Below are 16,787 nucleotides of genomic sequence, written 5' to 3' on the forward strand. Positions count from 1 at the left end.
GTCACCGCCACGTGGCGGTGACCGACCGACGGCTCAGAGATCCTTGCGGCGGTAGAAGCCGTACCGGTTGTCCATCGTCGACACCCGGGAGACCGTCCCGGCCTGGCCGGCGTTCTCGATGGCGATGTACTTGGTGTGCTCGGCGTTCGCCCATCCCCCGAACAGGATGGTGTGGTCGCCGTTGATCAGCGCGTCGCCCGGCTGCAGATCACCCTTGCTGATCTTGTACGAGTACTTGTCGGTCATCAGCGCGTCCGTGTTCGGACCACCGTAGGAGCCCGGCGGGATGCCCCAGGCGGCGCTGACGAAGCCCGAGCAGTCCACCCGGTAGCCGGCGGTGATCGCGCCCTGGCTGTAGCCGAGCTTCATGTCCACGCGCTTCATCGCCCGCTCGAGGATCTCCTTGCGGTCCTCCCCCAGCCCGTCCATCTTCGGCCGGACCAGGGCACCCTGACCCTCACCGTTCCTCGGGTGCTTCTTACTGTTGCCGTTCCAGTCTTCCCAGCTGTCGCCGTTGATGTACTTCACACCACGGTCGTCGGTGGTGTGGTCGCCGAACTTCCCGTGGTCCCCGTCACCCTGGTGCTTGCCGCCGCCACCGGTGTTGCCGCCCCCGCCGGTGTTGCCGCCGCCGCCCTTGTCCTTGCTGTTGATCCGGGTCGAGCCGCTGTCACCCTTCGGCTGGGCGTTCTCGCGCTGCTTCATCTCCTCCTGGATCTTGCGGTCGGCCTCGGCGTACTCCTTCATCACCGCCTTGATCTTCTCGGTGTCCTCGGAGATCGCCTTGGTCAGCTTCGCCTTGGTCTCCATCAGGTGCCGGGCCTTGGACTCCACTTCCTTGGCGTCCCGGAGCACGTCGAAGGCGATGCCGAAGCCGACGATGCCGGCCAGCGGGCTGGCGGCCAGGTCGACCGCGACCGCCTTCGCCAGGGTTTCCTGGATCTTGCCGAGCTTCTGCTGCATCTCGGCCATCCGCTGACTGACCTGCTGCCAGTCCTGCTGGATCCTGCCGAGTTCCTGCAACTGCACGCCGAACTGCTCACCGGCCATGGTTCCCCGTCCCCGTTGTCCTCGTGATGGTCTTCTGCCGGTGGGCGTCAGAAGCTGGCCAGGCGTTCGACCGCCTTGCTCAGCCCGTCCAGTTCGTCCGCCACCCCGGCCATCTCGCGGACCCGACCCTGGGCGTGGTTGGTGAACGCGTCGGCGGCGGGGCCGTGCCAGGTGAGCTTGCCGAGCGCCGAGTTGACGTCCGTGCTGAGCTTGTCGAACTCCTTGCCGAGGTCGGCGAGTTCCTTGGCGATCTGACGCAGCTCGTCCTCGCCGCCGCCGAACATCTCACCCAGGGCCCAGCGGGCGATCTCGGCGGGGGCCATGACGATGTCCTTGACCACCCTCGCACCCGCGCCGACCAGGTCCTTGGCGTCGTCCCATGCTTCGCTGATGAAGTTCAAAGTGGCTCCCCCGGAACCTCGTACCTGCAAGATGACAATCCGTCAAAAGGCTATCCGAACACCTGAGTCCCGGGGAGTCCGCCCACCACCCGGACTCCGGCCGGTCCACGCACGCCGCTCGCCAGCACGGCGCACGCTTCGAGGACGAGCCGTCCGTCCGCGTCCAGCCGGTCCGCCACCAGGCGGTCGTACGCCCGCTTGAGCGCGGCCAGCACGGACTGCGGCTGGGTGGTGACCACCAGGCCGATGTTGGCCACGCCGCCGGCCGGGCCGGCCCACCAGTCCTCCGGGTCGACCCGGTACGTCCAGCTCAGCTCGGCGGCCTCGACCTGCTGCCAGCCCGCCTCGGTGAGCAGCCCGGCCAGCCCCTCCGGCGTCCGGTCGAAGGCGACCGGGACGGACGGGAAGAGCGGGCGCTCCACCGCGACCGCGTCCAGCACCTCGCCGAACAGGTCCATCGCCCGGTTGGCGCCGCCGTGCCAGAGCGTCACGGCGCCCCGGCCGCCGGGGCGGACCACCCGGCGCAGCTCGGCCAGCGCGGCCACCGGGTCGGCCACGTGGTTGACCACGAAGTTGGCCGTAACCGCGTCGAACTCACCGTCGGCGAACGGGAGTCCGGGCAGCAGGGCGTGCGAGACCGGCACCTCGGGCAGCCGTTCGGCGGCCACCTTCACCATCTGCGGCTCACCGTCCACCGCCGTCACCGTCGCGCCCAGGGCCAGCGCGGCGGCGGCCACCGAGCCGGTGCCGGTGCCGACGTCCAGCAGTCGCAGGCCGGGGCCGGCCGCCACCCGGTCGAGCAGGGCCGGCACCGCGCCCGCGCAGAGCCCGGCGAAGCCCCGGAGGTAGGCGGCCGGCACGCCGTCGCCGGACCACATCCGGCGCTCGTGCCTGTCGAAGTCCTGCATGTCCACCCCTCAGGTAGTCCTGCCGCAGCCTACGACGGGGCCGGTCGAACGGTCTGTGACACTGGAGGTGCTCGAAAACCGAGGTGCGCCCGCCCGCCCCTCCTTGCGAACCTAGAGGGATGTCCGCAGTGAGTTCTCCCCAAGCCCAGCCCACCGATGTACCCACCGTCGGGGAGCTGGCCGCTCGGCTGCCCGAGCTGACACTGCGTGACCAGCAGCGGATCGGCCGTCGACTGGACGGGGCACGCCGGGTCCGCAAGCCGGAGGCCCGCGACAAGATCGCGGCCGAGCTGGCGGTGGATATCGGCCGCGCCGAGCTCCGGGTCGAACAGCGCCGGAACGCGGTGCCGGTGATCACGTACCCGGCCGAGCTTCCGGTCAGTCAGAAGAAGGACGACATCCTGGCGGCGATCCGGGACCACCAGGTGGTGATCGTCGCGGGTGAGACCGGCTCCGGCAAGACCACCCAGATCCCGAAGATCTGTCTGGAGCTGGGCCGCGGGGTGAAGGGCCTGATCGCCCACACCCAGCCGCGCCGGATCGCGGCCAGGACGGTGGCCGAACGGGTGGCCGAGGAGCTGCACACGCCGCTCGGCGAGGCGGTCGGCTGGAAGGTCAGGTTCACCGACCAGGTCGGCCCGGACACCCTGGTGAAGCTGATGACGGACGGCATCCTGCTGGCCGAGATCCAGACCGACCGGGAGCTCCGCCAGTACGACACCCTGATCATCGACGAGGCGCACGAGCGCAGCCTCAACATCGACTTCATCCTCGGGTACGTCAAACAGCTGCTGCCGCGCCGCCCCGACCTCAAGGTCGTGATCACCTCGGCGACCATCGACCCGGAGCGGTTCGCCAACCACTTCGGCGACGCGCCGATCATCGAGGTCTCCGGCCGCACCTATCCGGTCGAGGTGCGCTACCGCCCGATCATGGAGGAGGGCGAGGAGGACACCGACCTGGACCGCGACCGCGACCAGGTGCAGGCGATCTGCGAGGCGGCCCAGGAGCTGCAGGCCGAGGGGCCGGGCGACATCCTGGTCTTCCTCTCCGGCGAGCGGGAGATCCGCGACACGGCCGACGCGCTCAACAAGCTGAACCTCAAGTTCACCGAGGTGCTGCCGCTGTACGCCCGGCTCTCCTCGGCCGAGCAGCACCGGGTCTTCCAGCGCTCCAACAGCCGCCGGATCGTGCTGGCCACCAACGTGGCCGAGACCTCGCTGACCGTCCCCGGCATCAAGTACGTGATCGACCCGGGCACCGCCCGGATCTCCCGCTACAGCCATCGCACCAAGGTGCAGCGGCTGCCGATCGAGGCGGTCAGCCAGGCCAGCGCCAACCAGCGCAAGGGCCGCTGCGGCCGTACCTCGGACGGCATCTGCATCCGGCTGTTCTCGGAGGAGGACTTCCTCGCCCGCCCCGAGTTCACCGACCCGGAGATCCTGCGCACCAACCTGGCCTCGGTCATCCTGCAGATGACGGCGGCCGGCCTCGGCGACATCGCGGCCTTCCCGTTCCTCGACCCGCCGGACTCGCGGAACATCAAGGACGGCGTCAACCTGCTGCACGAGCTGGGCGCACTCGATCCGGCCGAGAAGGACCACCGCAAGCGCCTCACCCCGCTCGGCCGCAAGCTGGCCCAGCTGCCGGTGGACCCGCGGATGGCCCGGATGGTGATCGAGGCCGACCGGCTCGGCGTGGTCCGGGACGTGATGGTGATCGCCGCCGCGCTCTCCATCCAGGACCCGCGCGAGCGCCCGGCCGAGAAGCGCCAGGCGGCCGACGAGCGGCACCGCAGGTTCAACTCGGAGACCTCCGACTTCCTGGCCTTCCTGGCGATGTGGCGGTACGTCAAGGAGCAGCAGAAGGAGCTCTCCTCCTCGGCCTTCCGCCGGATGTGCAAGTCCGAGTTCCTGAACTACCTGCGGATACGGGAGTGGCAGGACATCTACACCCAGCTGCGCACGGTCGCGAAGCAGCTCGGCGTCACGATCGAGGAGCCGCACGAGGACGCCGAACCGGACGCCGACCGGATCCACCAGGCGCTGCTCTCCGGCCTGCTCTCGCACCTCGGCCTGTTCGACGTGGAGAAGCGCGAGTACGCCGGCGCCCGGGGCGCGCGCTTCGCGGTCTTCCCCGGCTCGGGGCTGTTCAAGAAGCCGCCGCGCTGGGTGATGTCGGCCGAGCTGGTGGAGACCTCCCGGCTGTGGGCCAGGATCAACGCCAAGATCGAGCCCGAGTGGGTCGAGCCGCTGGCCGAGCACCTGATCAAGAAGAGCTACAGCGAGCCGCACTGGGAGAAGAAGGCCGGCGCGGTGCTGGCGTTCGAGAAGGTCACCCTCTACGGGATGCCGATCGTCGCCCAGCGGAAGATCAACTACGGGAAGATCGACCAGGAGCTCTGCCGCGAGCTGTTCATCCGCAACGCGCTGGTCGAGGGCGACTGGGAGACCCATCACCAGTTCTTCGGCGAGAACCGCCAACTCCTCAGCGAGGTCGCCGAGTTGGAGAACCGGGCGCGCCGCCGGGACATCCTGGTGGACGACCAGACCCTGTTCGACTTCTACGACGCCAGGCTGCCCGAGGACATCGTCTCCACCCGGCACTTCGATGCCTGGTGGAAGAAGGCCAGGCACGACCAGCCGGACCTGCTGAACTTCGAGAAGTCGATGCTGATCAACGACTCGGCGGACGGCGTCACCGAGGCGGACTACCCGGACTACTGGCAGCAGGGCAAGCTCCGGTTCAAGCTGACCTACCAGTTCGAGCCCGGCAGCGACGCGGACGGCGTCACCGTGCACATCCCGCTCCCGGTGCTCAACCAGGTCACCGCCGAGGGCTTCGACTGGCAGATCCCCGGCCTGCGCGCCGAGCTGGTCACCGCGTACATCCGCTCGCTGCCCAAGGCGCTGCGCCGCAACTTCGTCCCGGCCCCGGACTTCGCCGGCAAGGCACTGCGGCTGGTGAAGGACCGTCAGGAGCCGCTGCTGCCCACCCTGGAGCACATCCTCAAGCGGATGTCGGCGATCACCATCCCGCCGGAGGCCTGGGACGACGAGCGGGTGCCCGACCACCTGCGGATCACCTTCCGGGTGGTGGACGGCAAGAAGAAGCTGGCCGAGTCCAAGGACCTGGAGGAGCTCCGGCTCGGGCTCAAGCCCAAGCTCAAGGAGACGCTCTCCTCGGCCGCCTCCGGCCAGGGCATCGAACAGACCGGCCTGACCAGTTGGCCGGCCGGTCTGCCGGTGCTCCAGCGCACCTTCGAGCAGCGCGCGCGCGGCCACTCGCTGCGGGCCTACCCGGCGCTGGTGGACGAGGGCGACTCGGTGTCCATCCGGCTCTTCGACACCCCCGAGGCCCAGCAGCAGGAGATGTGGGCGGGCACCCGGCGGCTGCTGATGCTGAGCATCACCTCCCCCGCCAAGGCCATCCAGCAGCGGCTCGGCAACCAGGCCAAGCTGGCGCTCTCGTACAGTCCGCACGGGTCGATCCCGGCCCTGTTCGAGGACATCGTGGCGGCCGCCACCGACCGGCTGATGGCCCTGCACGGCGGGCCGGCCTGGGACGAGGCGTCCTTCACCAAGCTGTACGACAAGGTCAGGGCCGACCTGTACGAGCTGTCCGCCGACACCACGCTGAAGACCGCCACCGCGCTGATCGCCTTCCACAAGGCGTCCAACCGGCTGAAGAGCGTCTCCAGCCCGGTGCTGCTGACCGCCGTCAACGACGTCCGGCTGCACCTGGCCTCGCTGGTGCACCCCGGCTTCGTCACCGCCACCGGCTGGCAGCGGCTGCCCGACCTGAAGCGCTATCTGCTCGCGGTCGACCGCAGGCTGGAGGCGCTGCCCAACCACCCGCAGCGCGACCTGCTGCACCTGCACAAGGTCCAGCAGGTGCAGGACGCGTACGGCGAGCTGCTCGCCAAGGTGCCGGCCGGCCGGGAGCCGTCGGCCGAGCTGCGGGCGATCCGCTGGATGATCGAGGAGCTCCGGGTGAGCTTCTTCGCGCAGGGCCTCGGCACCCCGACGCCCGTCTCGGAGAAGCGGATCCTGAAGGCGATGGAGGCGGCCGCCGCCGGGCTGTAGAGCCGGTTCGACCTGGGGGGCCAGGATGCAGTACGATCTGTCTTGTTCGCGAGCGAGAAGCAGACGGACAAGACAGATCGCAGTAACACTCTGGTCCTGTGGAGCAGTTGGTTAGCTCGCCACCCTGTCAAGGTGGAGGTCGCGGGTTCAAGTCCCGTCAGGATCGCCGTTCGCAAGAGGCTCGGAGCCATCAGGCTCCGGGCCTCTTCGCGTTGCCGCTGACCGGGCGTCAGCTTCTACGTCACGGTAGGTCTAGACCACAAGATAACGCCGCTGTGATGGTCGTCACTTATCTTTTCCTGAGACCGGACAGGTCGGATGCCCCTGCGAGGGTCGCTGATTTAATATATAAAATTGCACACGCATTACCCGTCTTTTCCCCCACCTCACACGGGCCCCAATAGGAACACTGCATTCCGGGCAAGCCGAAAGGGGCCGCTTCCCCGACCCGGCGGAGTCAGGGATGCGGCCCCTTGCAGTGAGCTGGCGAAAAGGCCCCGGAGGGGCCTTCTCAGGCTTCGGTGCGCTGCGCCGGAATACCGGCCAGCAGTGCGCGCACCTCCGCCTCGCGGTACCGGCGGTGACCGCCGAGAGTGCGGATGGACGTGAGCTTGCCCGCCTTGGCCCAGCGAGTGACCGTCTTGGGGTCAACGCGGAACATGGTGGCGACCTCTGCCGGCGTCAGCAGGGGCTCGGCGTCAGGGGTACGAGCGGTCATGAGCGGCCTCCTCGGGAGAACCGAACCAGGGCGGTTCTATCCTTCAAATTCTGCACCTTGGCCCGCGATGCCCGAAATGGCATAGACGGGCCGAGTCGGTAATAGGACGAACGGCTTGTCCTGGTGTCTACAACTACACCATTCGTCCAGCCCCATCGGCCAAACCGCCAAAATTGACCCCTCACGGGTTCAAGAGCGACGGATGGCCATGGACCGTCCCATAGCGGACAGTCACCAATCGGTGACAAGCGGTTATGAGAGGACCAGACCCTTCGTTTCCCCGCAAAACAGGCACTACTCCCAGATCCACTCAGAAGTGGACACATCTGAGTGAACTTGGGCTGGTTGTCCCATTTTTACACATAGGCGTAAGTAAGCGTCAACGGTGAGTAGTGTCACGTTCGAGGGGTATTGACCCGAACCGGGACCTTCGTCCCGGACCCCAGGCCCAAAGGTCCCAACCATCATCGCCTGCCGCACTGACACCTGCCCCGCCCGGGACTGACGTCTCGTCAGTGCGCCCGGCGTCAGCTCGCGTAGCGAAGCGCGTGCACCCGCCGCCAGCGCTCGGTCACGGTCTCGTACATCCGGGCCGCCTCCCGGCCGTCCCCGGCCCGCAGTGCGGCCACCCCCGCCTCGATCTCACCGACCGAGTCCTCCTCGGCCAGCCCGGCGCCCAGCAGGTGCACCAGGCCGCCGTAGTCCAGCTCCACCAGCGAGCGCGGGTGGAACTCCTCCAGCCACCGCCCCAGCTCCTCCACCCCACTGGCCAGCGCCCCGCTCGGCACCCGCTCCCGCAACGCCCGGTACACCCGGGCCACCCGGCGGCGGGCCTGCGACATCGGCGTCAGATAGAACAGCGCGGCCGGCCGGTCCGGCGGGCCGGCGGGCAGGAAGCAGCGGTCCTCGGTACCGAACGGCAGGAACCAGCGCACCGGCACCTGCCACCGGTTGGTCAGGATCCACGGCCGGTCGTCCGGATGGGCCGCCCGCCAGCGCTCGCGGTCGGCCTGCGCGGCCGCCCGGACCACCGGTGGCAGCACGGTGTCCAGCAGCGCCACCGGCAGCGACTCGGCCAGCTCCTCCATCGCCTGCCAGCTGCGCAGCCTGGTCGCCCACGGACAGACGTAGGTCACCCCGTCCAGCACCCGGACGAAGGCCCGCTCGCTCTCCCGCTCGGGCAGTGCCCGCGGCGTCCGGGCCAGCAGCTCGGCCAGCGCGCCCCGCTGCTCGGCCAGCACCGCCGGGGCGACCGCCTGGGCCGCCTCCACCGCGTCCGGGCCGTACCGGGCCGCGTAGGCCTGCCAGCGGGCCCGCTCCGGGCCCGGATAGGCGGCCAGCGGCTCGTACACGCGCAGATGGGCCGCGTAGGGCGGGAGCACCGAGGTACGCACAGCGGTCACATCCGGCATCGTCGCACGGGGGAGCCGACGGGGTGCCCCGGACGGGGCTGAATCGTTGTGCCAAGGGGCAGAACCGGCCGTAGCCCCACGACTAGGCTTCGTTACAGGCGCCCACACCACAGCAGTGGGCCACAGATACTGGAGTCACCACAGTGACCGACGTACAGACTCTGTCCGCTTCGCACCCCGCACCCGGCGTGCTGAGCAGGATCTTCCGTACCGAGCAGGACGGCGCGCCGAACGACGGCCACGAGCAGGTCGTGCTCTGCCATGACCGCGCCTCGGGCCTGAAGGCCATCATCGCCATCCACTCCACCGCCCTCGGCCCGGCCCTCGGCGGTACCCGGTTCTTCCCGTACGTCTCCGAGGAGGCGGCGCTGGAGGACGCGCTCAACCTCTCGCGCGGGATGAGCTACAAGAACGCGCTCGCCGGGCTCGACCTCGGCGGCGGCAAGGCCGTCATCATCGGTGACCCGAGCACGGCCAAGAACGAGGCGATGCTGCGCGCCTACGGCCGCTTCGTGCAGTCGCTGCGCGGCCGCTACGTCACCGCCTGCGACGTCGGCACCTACGTGCAGGACATGGACGTGGTGGCCCGGGAGTGCGACTACGTGACCGGCCGCTCGCCCGAGCAGGGCGGCGCCGGCGACTCCTCGGTGCTGACCGCCTTCGGCGTCTTCCAGGGCATGCGCGCCTCCGCCCAGGCCAGCTGGGGCCAGCCCACCCTGCGCGGCCGCCGGGTCGGCATCGCGGGCGTCGGCAAGGTCGGCCACTACCTGGTCGGCCACCTGGTCGCGGACGGCGCCACCGTGGTGGTCACCGACGTGTCCGAGGCCGCCGTGAACCGGGTCAGGGCCGCCTACCCGGACGTCGAGGTGGTGGCGGACACCGCCGCGCTGCTGCAGGCCCGGCTGGACGTCTACGCCCCCTGCGCGCTCGGCGGAGCGCTGGACGACCACACGGTCGGCGCGCTCGGCGCGGCCGGCACCGCGGTGGTCTGCGGCGCGGCCAACAACCAGCTGGCCCACCCGGGCGTGGAGAAGGACCTGGCCGGCCGCGGCATCCTCTACGCGCCGGACTACCTGGTGAACTCCGGCGGCGTGATCCAGGTGGCCGACGAGTTCGAGTCGCAGCACAAGGGCGGCTACAACTTCGACCGGGCCAAGACCAAGGCCACCAAGATCTTCGACACCACGCTGGAGATCTTCACCCGGGCCGCCGCCGACGGCGTGCCGCCGGCGGTGGCCGCCGACCGGCTGGCCGAGAAGCGGATGCGGGAGATCAGCGCGCTCCGCTCGGTGCTGCTGCCGGGCGCCCGGCGGAGCTGACCGTGGGCTGCGGGGGAGGTTCGCCTCCCCCGCATCACGATGTGGAACCGGATTCTCGATTGGTAGCCCGAACGGGCGATGCCGAGCCCCCGGTCGGGGGATAATCGGTCTCGGAACAACAGGCCTGGGCAGGCTCTGAACAGCCTGCGAAAGCCCGAAAATCCCCTCGTGACCTGGAAGGACCTGGTTTCGGGGGGTGGCAGTGCGCGCCACGTCACACCGGCGACGTACCGTTCGGCGGCGGAAACAGGTACCGTTAATGCTCCAAGGGACGGTTCTCCCACTTCGGGCAGACCGCTCCTGATCATGAACACGTGTCAGACTCGGGGCCGTGAGCCCCATCGTTGAGGGGGTCGACCCATGGGGCGCGGCCGGGCCAAGGCCAAGCAGACGAAGGTCGCCCGCGAGCTGAAGTACAACGGCGGCGGCTTTGACGCCAACCGTCTGTCCAGCGAGCTGGGTGTATCGCCCTCCACTGCTTCGATCAAGCCGGAACCGATCGAGGAAGAGGAAGAGGACGATCCCTACGCGGCGTATGCGGACCTCTACGCCGACGAGGATGACGACGCGGAAGCGGACGCCGGCAGTAGCCAGTCCCGCCGTCGCGCGTAAGAGCCTGACCTGACCGGCTCGGTACCCACGGGTGCCGAGCCGGTCTTCGGCGTTCCCGCGCGACCGCGTGCGGTGTGAAGGGCCCGGAAACGCCTGAGGGCCCCCGGAGGGGCCCTCAGGACAAGGTGGGCGCAGGGCGGTGGTCAGCCGATCTGGAAGCCCTCGTACGCGTTGTAGAGCGTCGCGGCGTCACCGTGCTCGTCGGTGCGGTCCACGATGTCGCCCAGCAGCCAGGCCTCCACGTCGCGGTCCTCCAGGATCGCGAGCACCGTGTCGACCGACTCCGGCGGGACCACGGCGACCATGCCGACGCCCATGTTCAAGGTCTTCTCGATCTCCAGGGCCGCCATCCTGCCGACCTTGGCGACGGTCTGGAAGACCGGCAGCGGGGACCAGGTGCCACGGTCCAGGCGGGCGTGCAGACCGGCCGGGATGACCCGGGCCAGGTTGGCCGCCAGGCCGCCGCCGGTGACGTGCGAGAAGGCGTGGATCTCGGTGGCCCGGGTGAGCGCCAGGCAGTCCAGCGAGTAGATCCGGGTCGGCTCGAGCAGCTCCTCGCCGAGGGTGCGGCCGAACTCCTCGACCTTGCGGTCCAGCTTCCAGCCCGCCTCGTTCAGCAGCACGTGCCGGACCAGCGAGTAGCCGTTCGAGTGCAGACCCGAGGCAGCCATCGCGATCACCACGTCGCCCGCCCTGACCCGCTCCGCGCCGAGCAGCGCGTCGGCCTCGACCACACCGGTGCCGGCGCCCGCGACGTCGTACTCGTCCGGGCCGAGCAGGCCCGGGTGCTCGGCGGTCTCGCCGCCGACCAGCGCGCAGCCGGCCAGCACGCAGCCCTCGGCGATGCCCTTGACGATCGCCGCGACCCGCTCCGGCACGACCTTGCCGACGCAGATGTAGTCGGTCATGAAGAGCGGCTCGGCGCCGCACACGACCAGGTCGTCGACGACCATGCCGACCAGGTCGTGGCCGATCGTGTCGTGCTTGTCCATCGCCTGCGCGATGGCGACCTTCGTCCCGACCCCGTCGGTGGCGGAGGCCAGCAGCGGGCGCTCGTAGCGCTTGAAGGCGGAGGCGTCGAAGAGCCCGGCGAAGCCGCCGAGGCCGCCGACCACCTCGGGGCGGTCGGCCTTCTTCACCCACTGCTTCATGAGCTCGACGGCGCGGTCGCCCGCCTCGATGTCGACACCTGCGGCGGCATAGGTGGCGCCGCTGCTCTGGTTGCTGGTCACTGCTGACGGCCCTCTCGGGTCGGGGGTGGTGGGACTGGGGGTGGTCTGACCATTCCCTACGGACGCCGCAGCGCGTCGCCCGCGCCGTGCCCGCCGAGCAGGGACTGGACACCGTCCAGGTCCGAGCCGGTCGGCTTGGTGCGGACCGCGGGCTGCTGCTTGCCACCGGCGATCTCGGCCTCGAGCAGCAGCTTGCCGAGCAGCGCCGGGTCCGGCAGCTCCATCGGGTAGACGCCGTCGAAGCAGGCCCGGCAGAGGTTGTCCTTGGGAATCGTGGTCGCCTCGATCATGGCGTCGATCGAGATGTAGGCGAGGGAGTCCGCGCCGAGCGTGCGGCCGATCTCCTCCACCGTCATGCCGTTGGCGATCAGCTCCGCGCGGGTGGCGAAGTCGATGCCGAAGAAGCACGGCCACTTGACCGGCGGCGAGGAGATCCGGATGTGCACCTCGGCGGCACCGGCCTCGCGGAGCATCCGGACCAGCGCGCGCTGGGTGTTGCCACGGACGATCGAGTCGTCCACGACCACCAGGCGCTTGCCCTGGATGACCTCGCGCAGCGGGTTCAGCTTGAGCCGGATGCCGAGCTGGCGGATCGTCTGGCTGGGCTGGATGAAGGTGCGGCCCACGTAGGCGTTCTTCACCAGGCCGGAGCCGTACGGGATGCCGCTGGCCTCGGCGTAGCCGATCGCGGCGGGGGTGCCGGACTCGGGGGTCGCTATCACCATGTCGGCCTCGACCGGGGCCTCCTTGGCCAGCCGACGGCCCATCTCCACCCGGGAGAGGTGCACGTTGCGGCCGGCGATGGAGGTGTCGGGGCGGGCCAGGTAGACGTACTCGAAGACGCAGCCCTTGGGCTTGGCCTCGGCGAACCGCGAGGTGCGCATGCCGTTCTCGTCGATGGCGATCAGCTCGCCGGGCTCGACCTCACGGATGAAGGACGCACCGCAGATGTCCAGGGCGGCCGTCTCGGAGGCCACCACCCAGCCGCGCTCCAGGCGGCCGAGCACCAGCGGGCGGATGCCCTGCGGGTCGCGGGCCGCGTAGAGGGTGTGCTCGTCCATGAAGACCAGCGAGAACGCGCCCTTGACCTTGGGCAGGATCAGCTTGGCGGTCTCCTCGATCGAGAGATCGGGGTGGCCCGCGAGCAGCGCCGTCACCAGGTCGGTGTCGTTGGTCGCGGCGGAGCGGCCGGAGCGCGAGACGTGCTCCTCGCCCGGCAGCGCGGCCACCATCTCGGCGAGCTCGGCGGTGTTGACCAGGTTTCCGTTGTGGCCGAGGGCCAGCGAACCGTGAACGGTCGCCCGGAAGGTCGGCTGGGCGTTCTCCCAGACCGAGGACCCGGTGGTCGAGTAGCGGGCATGTCCGACGGCGATATGCCCGTGCAGGGAACCCAGGGAGGCCTCGTCGAAGACCTGGGAGACGAGTCCCATGTCCTTGAAGACCAGAATCTGGGCGCCGTTGCTGACTGCGATGCCCGCGGATTCCTGTCCGCGGTGCTGCAGGGCATAGAGGCCGAAGTACGTGAGCTTTGCGACCTCCTCGCCGGGAGCCCAGACACCGAAGACGCCGCAAGCGTCCTGGGGGCCTTTCTCACCGGGAAGAAGATCGTGGTTGAGTCGTCCGTCTCCTCGTGGCACGTCTTCGAGTCTAGGGCAGTTCCGTACGCCTTCCCGAACAGCGGCCGGGTGCGCAATTGGCCGATCCGATAGCAACGCGCGTAGACAAAACCCCTTACCGCTCCGGCGCTTTTCTCGGCAACAATTCGTTGAATGTGCCTCGGGCCTTGCCGCACCCGGACTGCGACCCGGTCGGCGGGCTGACGGGTCGTCGGACGGCGGCCCCGGACGTGACGCTGCTCACGCGAGCGGGAGCAGCAGCTGCCACACCCCCGGATGGACGGTCCAGACCCGCGACCGGACCGGGCCGACCCGGCAGCCGTCCGCCTGGTAGCCGAACCCCCGGCCGGTCACCGAGAGACGGGTGGCCCGGACCGTCCGCGGGCCCCTGGCCAGCTGGAGCAGCAGCTCCATCTCGCCGGAACCGGCCGAGAGGACGGCCTGCAGCCGGTGCACCGGCTCGTCCAGGTCCACCAGCAGCCGGCCGTCCACCTCGACCCGGAGCCGGGGCTCGTCGGAACCGAGTGAGGTCCCCTGCTCGGCCGCAGCCAGTTTCGCCCATAGCGAACGCAGTCCGGCCGGGCGGCCCGCGGTGTGGGTGTGGATGCTGACCCCGCCGAACGCCACCCCGCCACCGTCGTCCACCAGCAGGTCGAGCTTGCGGGCGGCGCCGTGCAGGACCGCCCTGGCGGCCGCCACCGGCTGCGCGGGAACACCCAGCGAACGGCCGGTGGCCACCGCCTCGGCCCGGCCGACCGGGACCAGGCCGACCGGGTCGGTGCCCAGCTCACGCTGCCGGTGCAGGGCCTGCAGCACTCGTTGCAGCGCCAGATCAGAACCGATCACAACCGGGCGGCGGCGGCCTCGATGGGCCAGCACCCGGTCCAGTTCGGACGGACTCTCCGGCAGCGCGACCTTCACGTCCGCGCCCCCGCTGAGCACGTCCCGGGCGATCCGGACCGACTCGCCGTCGGCCTGCCGGGCCGTCGGGTCGACCAGGACCAGCAGCTGACCAGGGGCGTCCGGATCGACGGCGCGGTCTTCGGGCGTGGACAGCGACGACACGACCGGTCCTTCCTCAGGTAATCTCTCGGTGCAAGAGCCCCTTGCGCTATTGCGCCAGGGGCTTCGTCTATCTCGGGGCAGACTGCGGCCTACGCAGGATGCCCCAACCGGAAGGGGTGTACGCCTGTGCCGGCACTCGTGCTCGTTGGTGCCCAGTGGGGAGACGAAGGCAAGGGGAAGGCGACGGACCTCCTCGGCGGCTCCGTCGACTACGTCGTTCGCTACCAGGGCGGCAACAACGCCGGTCACACGGTAGTCATCGGCGATCAGAAGTACGCCCTGCACCTGCTGCCTTCCGGCATTCTCAGCCCGAACGTGACGCCGGTGATCGGCAACGGTGTGGTGATCGACCCGGGCGTGCTGCTCTCCGAGCTGGCAGGCCTGAACGACCGCGGCATCGACACCTCGAAGCTGCTGATCTCGGGCAACGCCCACCTGATCACGCCGTACCACCGCACCCTGGACAAGGTCACCGAGCGCTTCCTCGGCAAGCGCCGGATCGGCACCACCGGTCGCGGTATCGGCCCGACCTACGCGGACAAGATCAACCGCGTCGGCATCCGGGTCCAGGACCTCTTCGACGAGTCGATCCTGATCCAGAAGGTCGAAGCGGCGCTGCACGACAAGAACCAGCTGCTGGTCAAGCTCTACAACCGCCGCGCCATCCCGGCCGACCTGGTGGTCCAGGAGTACCTCGGCTACGCCGACAAGCTCCGCCCCTTCCTGGCCGACACCACCCTGGTCCTGGACGAGGCGCTGAAGGCCAACAAGGTCGTCCTGCTGGAGGGCGGCCAGGGCACCCTGCTGGACGTCGACCACGGCACGTACCCCTTCGTCACCTCGTCGAACCCGACCGCCGGTGGTGCCTGCACCGGTGCCGGCATCGGCCCGACGAAGATCGACCGGGTCATCGGCATCCTGAAGGCGTACACCACGCGGGTCGGCTCGGGCCCGTTCCCGACCGAGCTGCTGGACGCCGACGGCGAGGCGCTGCGGCGGATCGGTGGCGAGCGCGGTGTCACCACCGGCCGTGACCGGCGCTGCGGCTGGTTCGACGCGGTGATCGCGCGGTACGCGACCCGGGTGAACGGCCTGACCGACTTCTTCCTCACCAAGCTGGACGTGCTGACCGGCTGGGAGGAGATCCCGGTCTGCGTGGCGTACGAGATCGACGGCAAGCGGGTCGAGGAGCTCCCGTACAGCCAGTCGGACTTCCACCACGCCAAGCCGATCTACGAGAACCTCCCCGGCTGGACCGAGGACATCTCGAAGGCGCAGACCTTCGCCGACCTGCCGAAGAACGCGCAGGCCTACGTGAAGGCGCTGGAGGAGATGTCCGGCGCACCGATCTCGGCGATCGGCGTCGGCCCCGGCCGGACCGAGACGATCCAGATCAACTCGTTCATCTGATCGGGTAGGCAAGCACGAAGGGCCCCGCGCAGTGCGCGGGGCGCATGCCGAAGAAGGTCGAGACGATGGTGCGGGCGGCGGCGCCCGGGTCCACGTCGGGGCGCAGTTCGCCCTGTTCGAGGGCCTGGCCGAGCAGGTCGGCGAGCAGTTCGATCCAGCCGATGTACGGGGTCGGCAGCGGCAGTCCGATCAGGATGGACTCCAGCTGGAGCCGGGCTCCGGCCTGCACCACCACGTCCTCGGCGAACGCCTCGGCGGCGCCGTCCACCATCGCCAGCACGGTGCCGAACGGGCCGGCCTGCTGGGCCCTGGCGCGCTCCAGCAGGGCGGGCCAGCGGGTGTAGTGGGCCTCCACCACCGCGACCGCGAGGACGTCCTTGCCGGGGAAGTGGAAGTAGACGGCTCCCTTGGTCATCTTGGCCGCGGCCGCCACGTCCTGGACCGAGGTGCCGTGGAAGCCGCGAGCTGCGAACAGCTCTGCGGCGCAGTTCAGGACCAGCTCCCGGGTCCGCTGGGCGCGGTCCTGCCGGAGGTCGGGACTGCGGCGGGCGCTGGGCGGGGTGCTCTCCCAGCCTGCGAGCTTCGGTGCGTCTTCCACGCTGTGGGCCTTCCGGTGGTGCGTTGTGCTCTGTCGCCGAGGGTATCCCCGGGTGGGGCATTGCAATATACATCCCGGCAGGTATATTTTTGCCCAGCGCCGAACGTGATCACCAAGTCACTCAGGCGTACGAGGAGTCGGGCCAGGTCATCGCCATCGGCACACTGACCGCCCCACTCGGCCGGGGACCCGCAGTCCAGCCGGCCCACACCCGCACGACGAGCCGTCCGTACAGCGGACCAGCCACGACCCGTGCCGCACCGCCCGGCCCGCAGCCGGAACATTCCGCTCGGAATACCCACCTGCCCGCTCCCGGTCGCGCAACGGCGCCCGACCGCCCGGACAGGCCTTGTAGCTCATG

At 69.7% G+C, this 16,787-nt stretch carries 13 protein-coding genes and 1 tRNA gene; 5 read left to right on the forward strand and 9 right to left on the reverse strand.

The genetic code is table 11. The features are described 5' to 3' along the window. Positions 1-33 precede the first annotated feature (33 nt). From ACXJMZ_RS28790 to ACXJMZ_RS28800, 3 genes are read right to left on the reverse strand one after another with little or no spacing between them, the layout of a single operon-like run. Positions 34-1,050, reverse strand: a complete 1,017-nt coding sequence (locus tag ACXJMZ_RS28790) for a hypothetical protein (RefSeq protein WP_457032967.1) — start codon at positions 1,048-1,050, stop codon at positions 34-36. A 47-nt stretch (positions 1,051-1,097) separates the two neighbouring features. Further along, entirely contained in the window at positions 1,098-1,451 is a 354-nt protein-coding gene (locus ACXJMZ_RS28795; protein WP_457032968.1) for a WXG100 family type VII secretion target, read from the reverse strand. A 50-nt stretch (positions 1,452-1,501) separates the two neighbouring features. Then, positions 1,502-2,359, reverse strand: a complete 858-nt coding sequence (locus tag ACXJMZ_RS28800) for a class I SAM-dependent methyltransferase (protein WP_457032969.1) — start codon at positions 2,357-2,359, stop codon at positions 1,502-1,504. Positions 2,360-2,478: 119 nt separating this feature from the next. Here ACXJMZ_RS28800 and hrpA point away from each other — a divergent pair, with 119 nt between their 5' ends. Further along, positions 2,479-6,444, forward strand: a complete 3,966-nt coding sequence (gene hrpA, locus ACXJMZ_RS28805; RefSeq protein ID WP_457032970.1) for an ATP-dependent RNA helicase HrpA — start codon at positions 2,479-2,481, stop codon at positions 6,442-6,444. A 92-nt stretch (positions 6,445-6,536) separates the two neighbouring features. Next, positions 6,537-6,610, forward strand: a tRNA-Asp gene (locus ACXJMZ_RS28810). Positions 6,611-6,955: 345 nt separating this feature from the next. On the opposite strand, the gene bldC is transcribed toward ACXJMZ_RS28810, so the two are convergent. Next, positions 6,956-7,162: a developmental transcriptional regulator BldC gene (gene bldC, locus ACXJMZ_RS28815; RefSeq protein WP_014137253.1), complete on the reverse strand. Its 207-nt coding sequence runs from the start codon at positions 7,160-7,162 to the stop codon at positions 6,956-6,958. 527 nt (positions 7,163-7,689) lie between these two features. After that, positions 7,690-8,574, reverse strand: coding sequence for a hypothetical protein (locus tag ACXJMZ_RS28820; RefSeq protein WP_057234328.1), 885 nt, complete (start codon positions 8,572-8,574; stop codon positions 7,690-7,692). Between the two features lie 143 nt (positions 8,575-8,717). Between ACXJMZ_RS28820 and ACXJMZ_RS28825 the strand changes: the two genes are divergently transcribed. Then, positions 8,718-9,893, forward strand: a complete 1,176-nt coding sequence (locus ACXJMZ_RS28825) for a Glu/Leu/Phe/Val dehydrogenase dimerization domain-containing protein (protein WP_457032971.1) — start codon at positions 8,718-8,720, stop codon at positions 9,891-9,893. A gap of 360 nt (positions 9,894-10,253) precedes the next feature. Further along, positions 10,254-10,505 (forward strand): DUF3073 family protein, encoded by a 252-nt coding sequence (locus tag ACXJMZ_RS28830; protein WP_057234333.1) that lies wholly within the window; start codon positions 10,254-10,256, stop codon positions 10,503-10,505. A gap of 143 nt (positions 10,506-10,648) precedes the next feature. Here ACXJMZ_RS28830 and purM read toward each other — a convergent pair whose 3' ends face one another. The 3 genes from purM to ACXJMZ_RS28845 form a co-directional block, all read right to left on the reverse strand. Beyond that, entirely contained in the window at positions 10,649-11,737 is a 1,089-nt protein-coding gene (gene purM, locus ACXJMZ_RS28835) for a phosphoribosylformylglycinamidine cyclo-ligase (RefSeq protein ID WP_457032972.1), read from the reverse strand. A 56-nt stretch (positions 11,738-11,793) separates the two neighbouring features. Continuing rightward, on the reverse strand, positions 11,794-13,374 hold the full coding sequence (purF, locus tag ACXJMZ_RS28840) for an amidophosphoribosyltransferase (protein WP_057234337.1): 1,581 nt from the start codon (positions 13,372-13,374) through the stop codon (positions 11,794-11,796). Between the two features lie 219 nt (positions 13,375-13,593). Continuing rightward, entirely contained in the window at positions 13,594-14,418 is an 825-nt protein-coding gene (locus ACXJMZ_RS28845; protein WP_457032973.1) for a diacylglycerol kinase family protein, read from the reverse strand. Between the two features lie 126 nt (positions 14,419-14,544). On the opposite strand from ACXJMZ_RS28845, the gene ACXJMZ_RS28850 reads away from it, so the two are divergent. After that, a complete protein-coding gene (locus tag ACXJMZ_RS28850) occupies positions 14,545-15,828 on the forward strand; it encodes an adenylosuccinate synthase (RefSeq protein WP_457032974.1) in 1,284 nt (427 codons plus the stop codon). On the opposite strand, the gene ACXJMZ_RS28855 is transcribed toward ACXJMZ_RS28850, so the two are convergent. Continuing rightward, on the reverse strand, positions 15,821-16,426 hold the full coding sequence (locus tag ACXJMZ_RS28855) for a ScbR family autoregulator-binding transcription factor (RefSeq protein WP_457032975.1): 606 nt from the start codon (positions 16,424-16,426) through the stop codon (positions 15,821-15,823). The genes ACXJMZ_RS28850 and ACXJMZ_RS28855 overlap by 8 nt on opposite strands. Positions 16,427-16,787: the final 361 nt, after the last annotated feature.

The sequence above is a fragment of the Kitasatospora sp. P5_F3 genome (assembly GCF_054049135.1).

What these genes read in the sequence shown, in the direction of transcription:
- ACXJMZ_RS28790 (WP_457032967.1), bottom strand. Translation starts at nt 1,050, where the DNA reads ATGGCCGGTGAGCAGTTCGGCGTGCAGTTGCAGGAACTCGGCAGGATC.
- ACXJMZ_RS28800 (WP_457032969.1), bottom strand. Translation starts at nt 2,359, where the DNA reads ATGCAGGACTTCGACAGGCACGAGCGCCGGATGTGGTCCGGCGACGGC.
- hrpA (WP_457032970.1), top strand. Translation starts at nt 2,479, where the DNA reads ATGTCCGCAGTGAGTTCTCCCCAAGCCCAGCCCACCGATGTACCCACC.
- bldC (WP_014137253.1), bottom strand. Translation starts at nt 7,162, where the DNA reads ATGACCGCTCGTACCCCTGACGCCGAGCCCCTGCTGACGCCGGCAGAG.
- ACXJMZ_RS28820 (WP_057234328.1), bottom strand. Translation starts at nt 8,574, where the DNA reads ATGCCGGATGTGACCGCTGTGCGTACCTCGGTGCTCCCGCCCTACGCG.
- ACXJMZ_RS28830 (WP_057234333.1), top strand. Translation starts at nt 10,254, where the DNA reads ATGGGGCGCGGCCGGGCCAAGGCCAAGCAGACGAAGGTCGCCCGCGAG.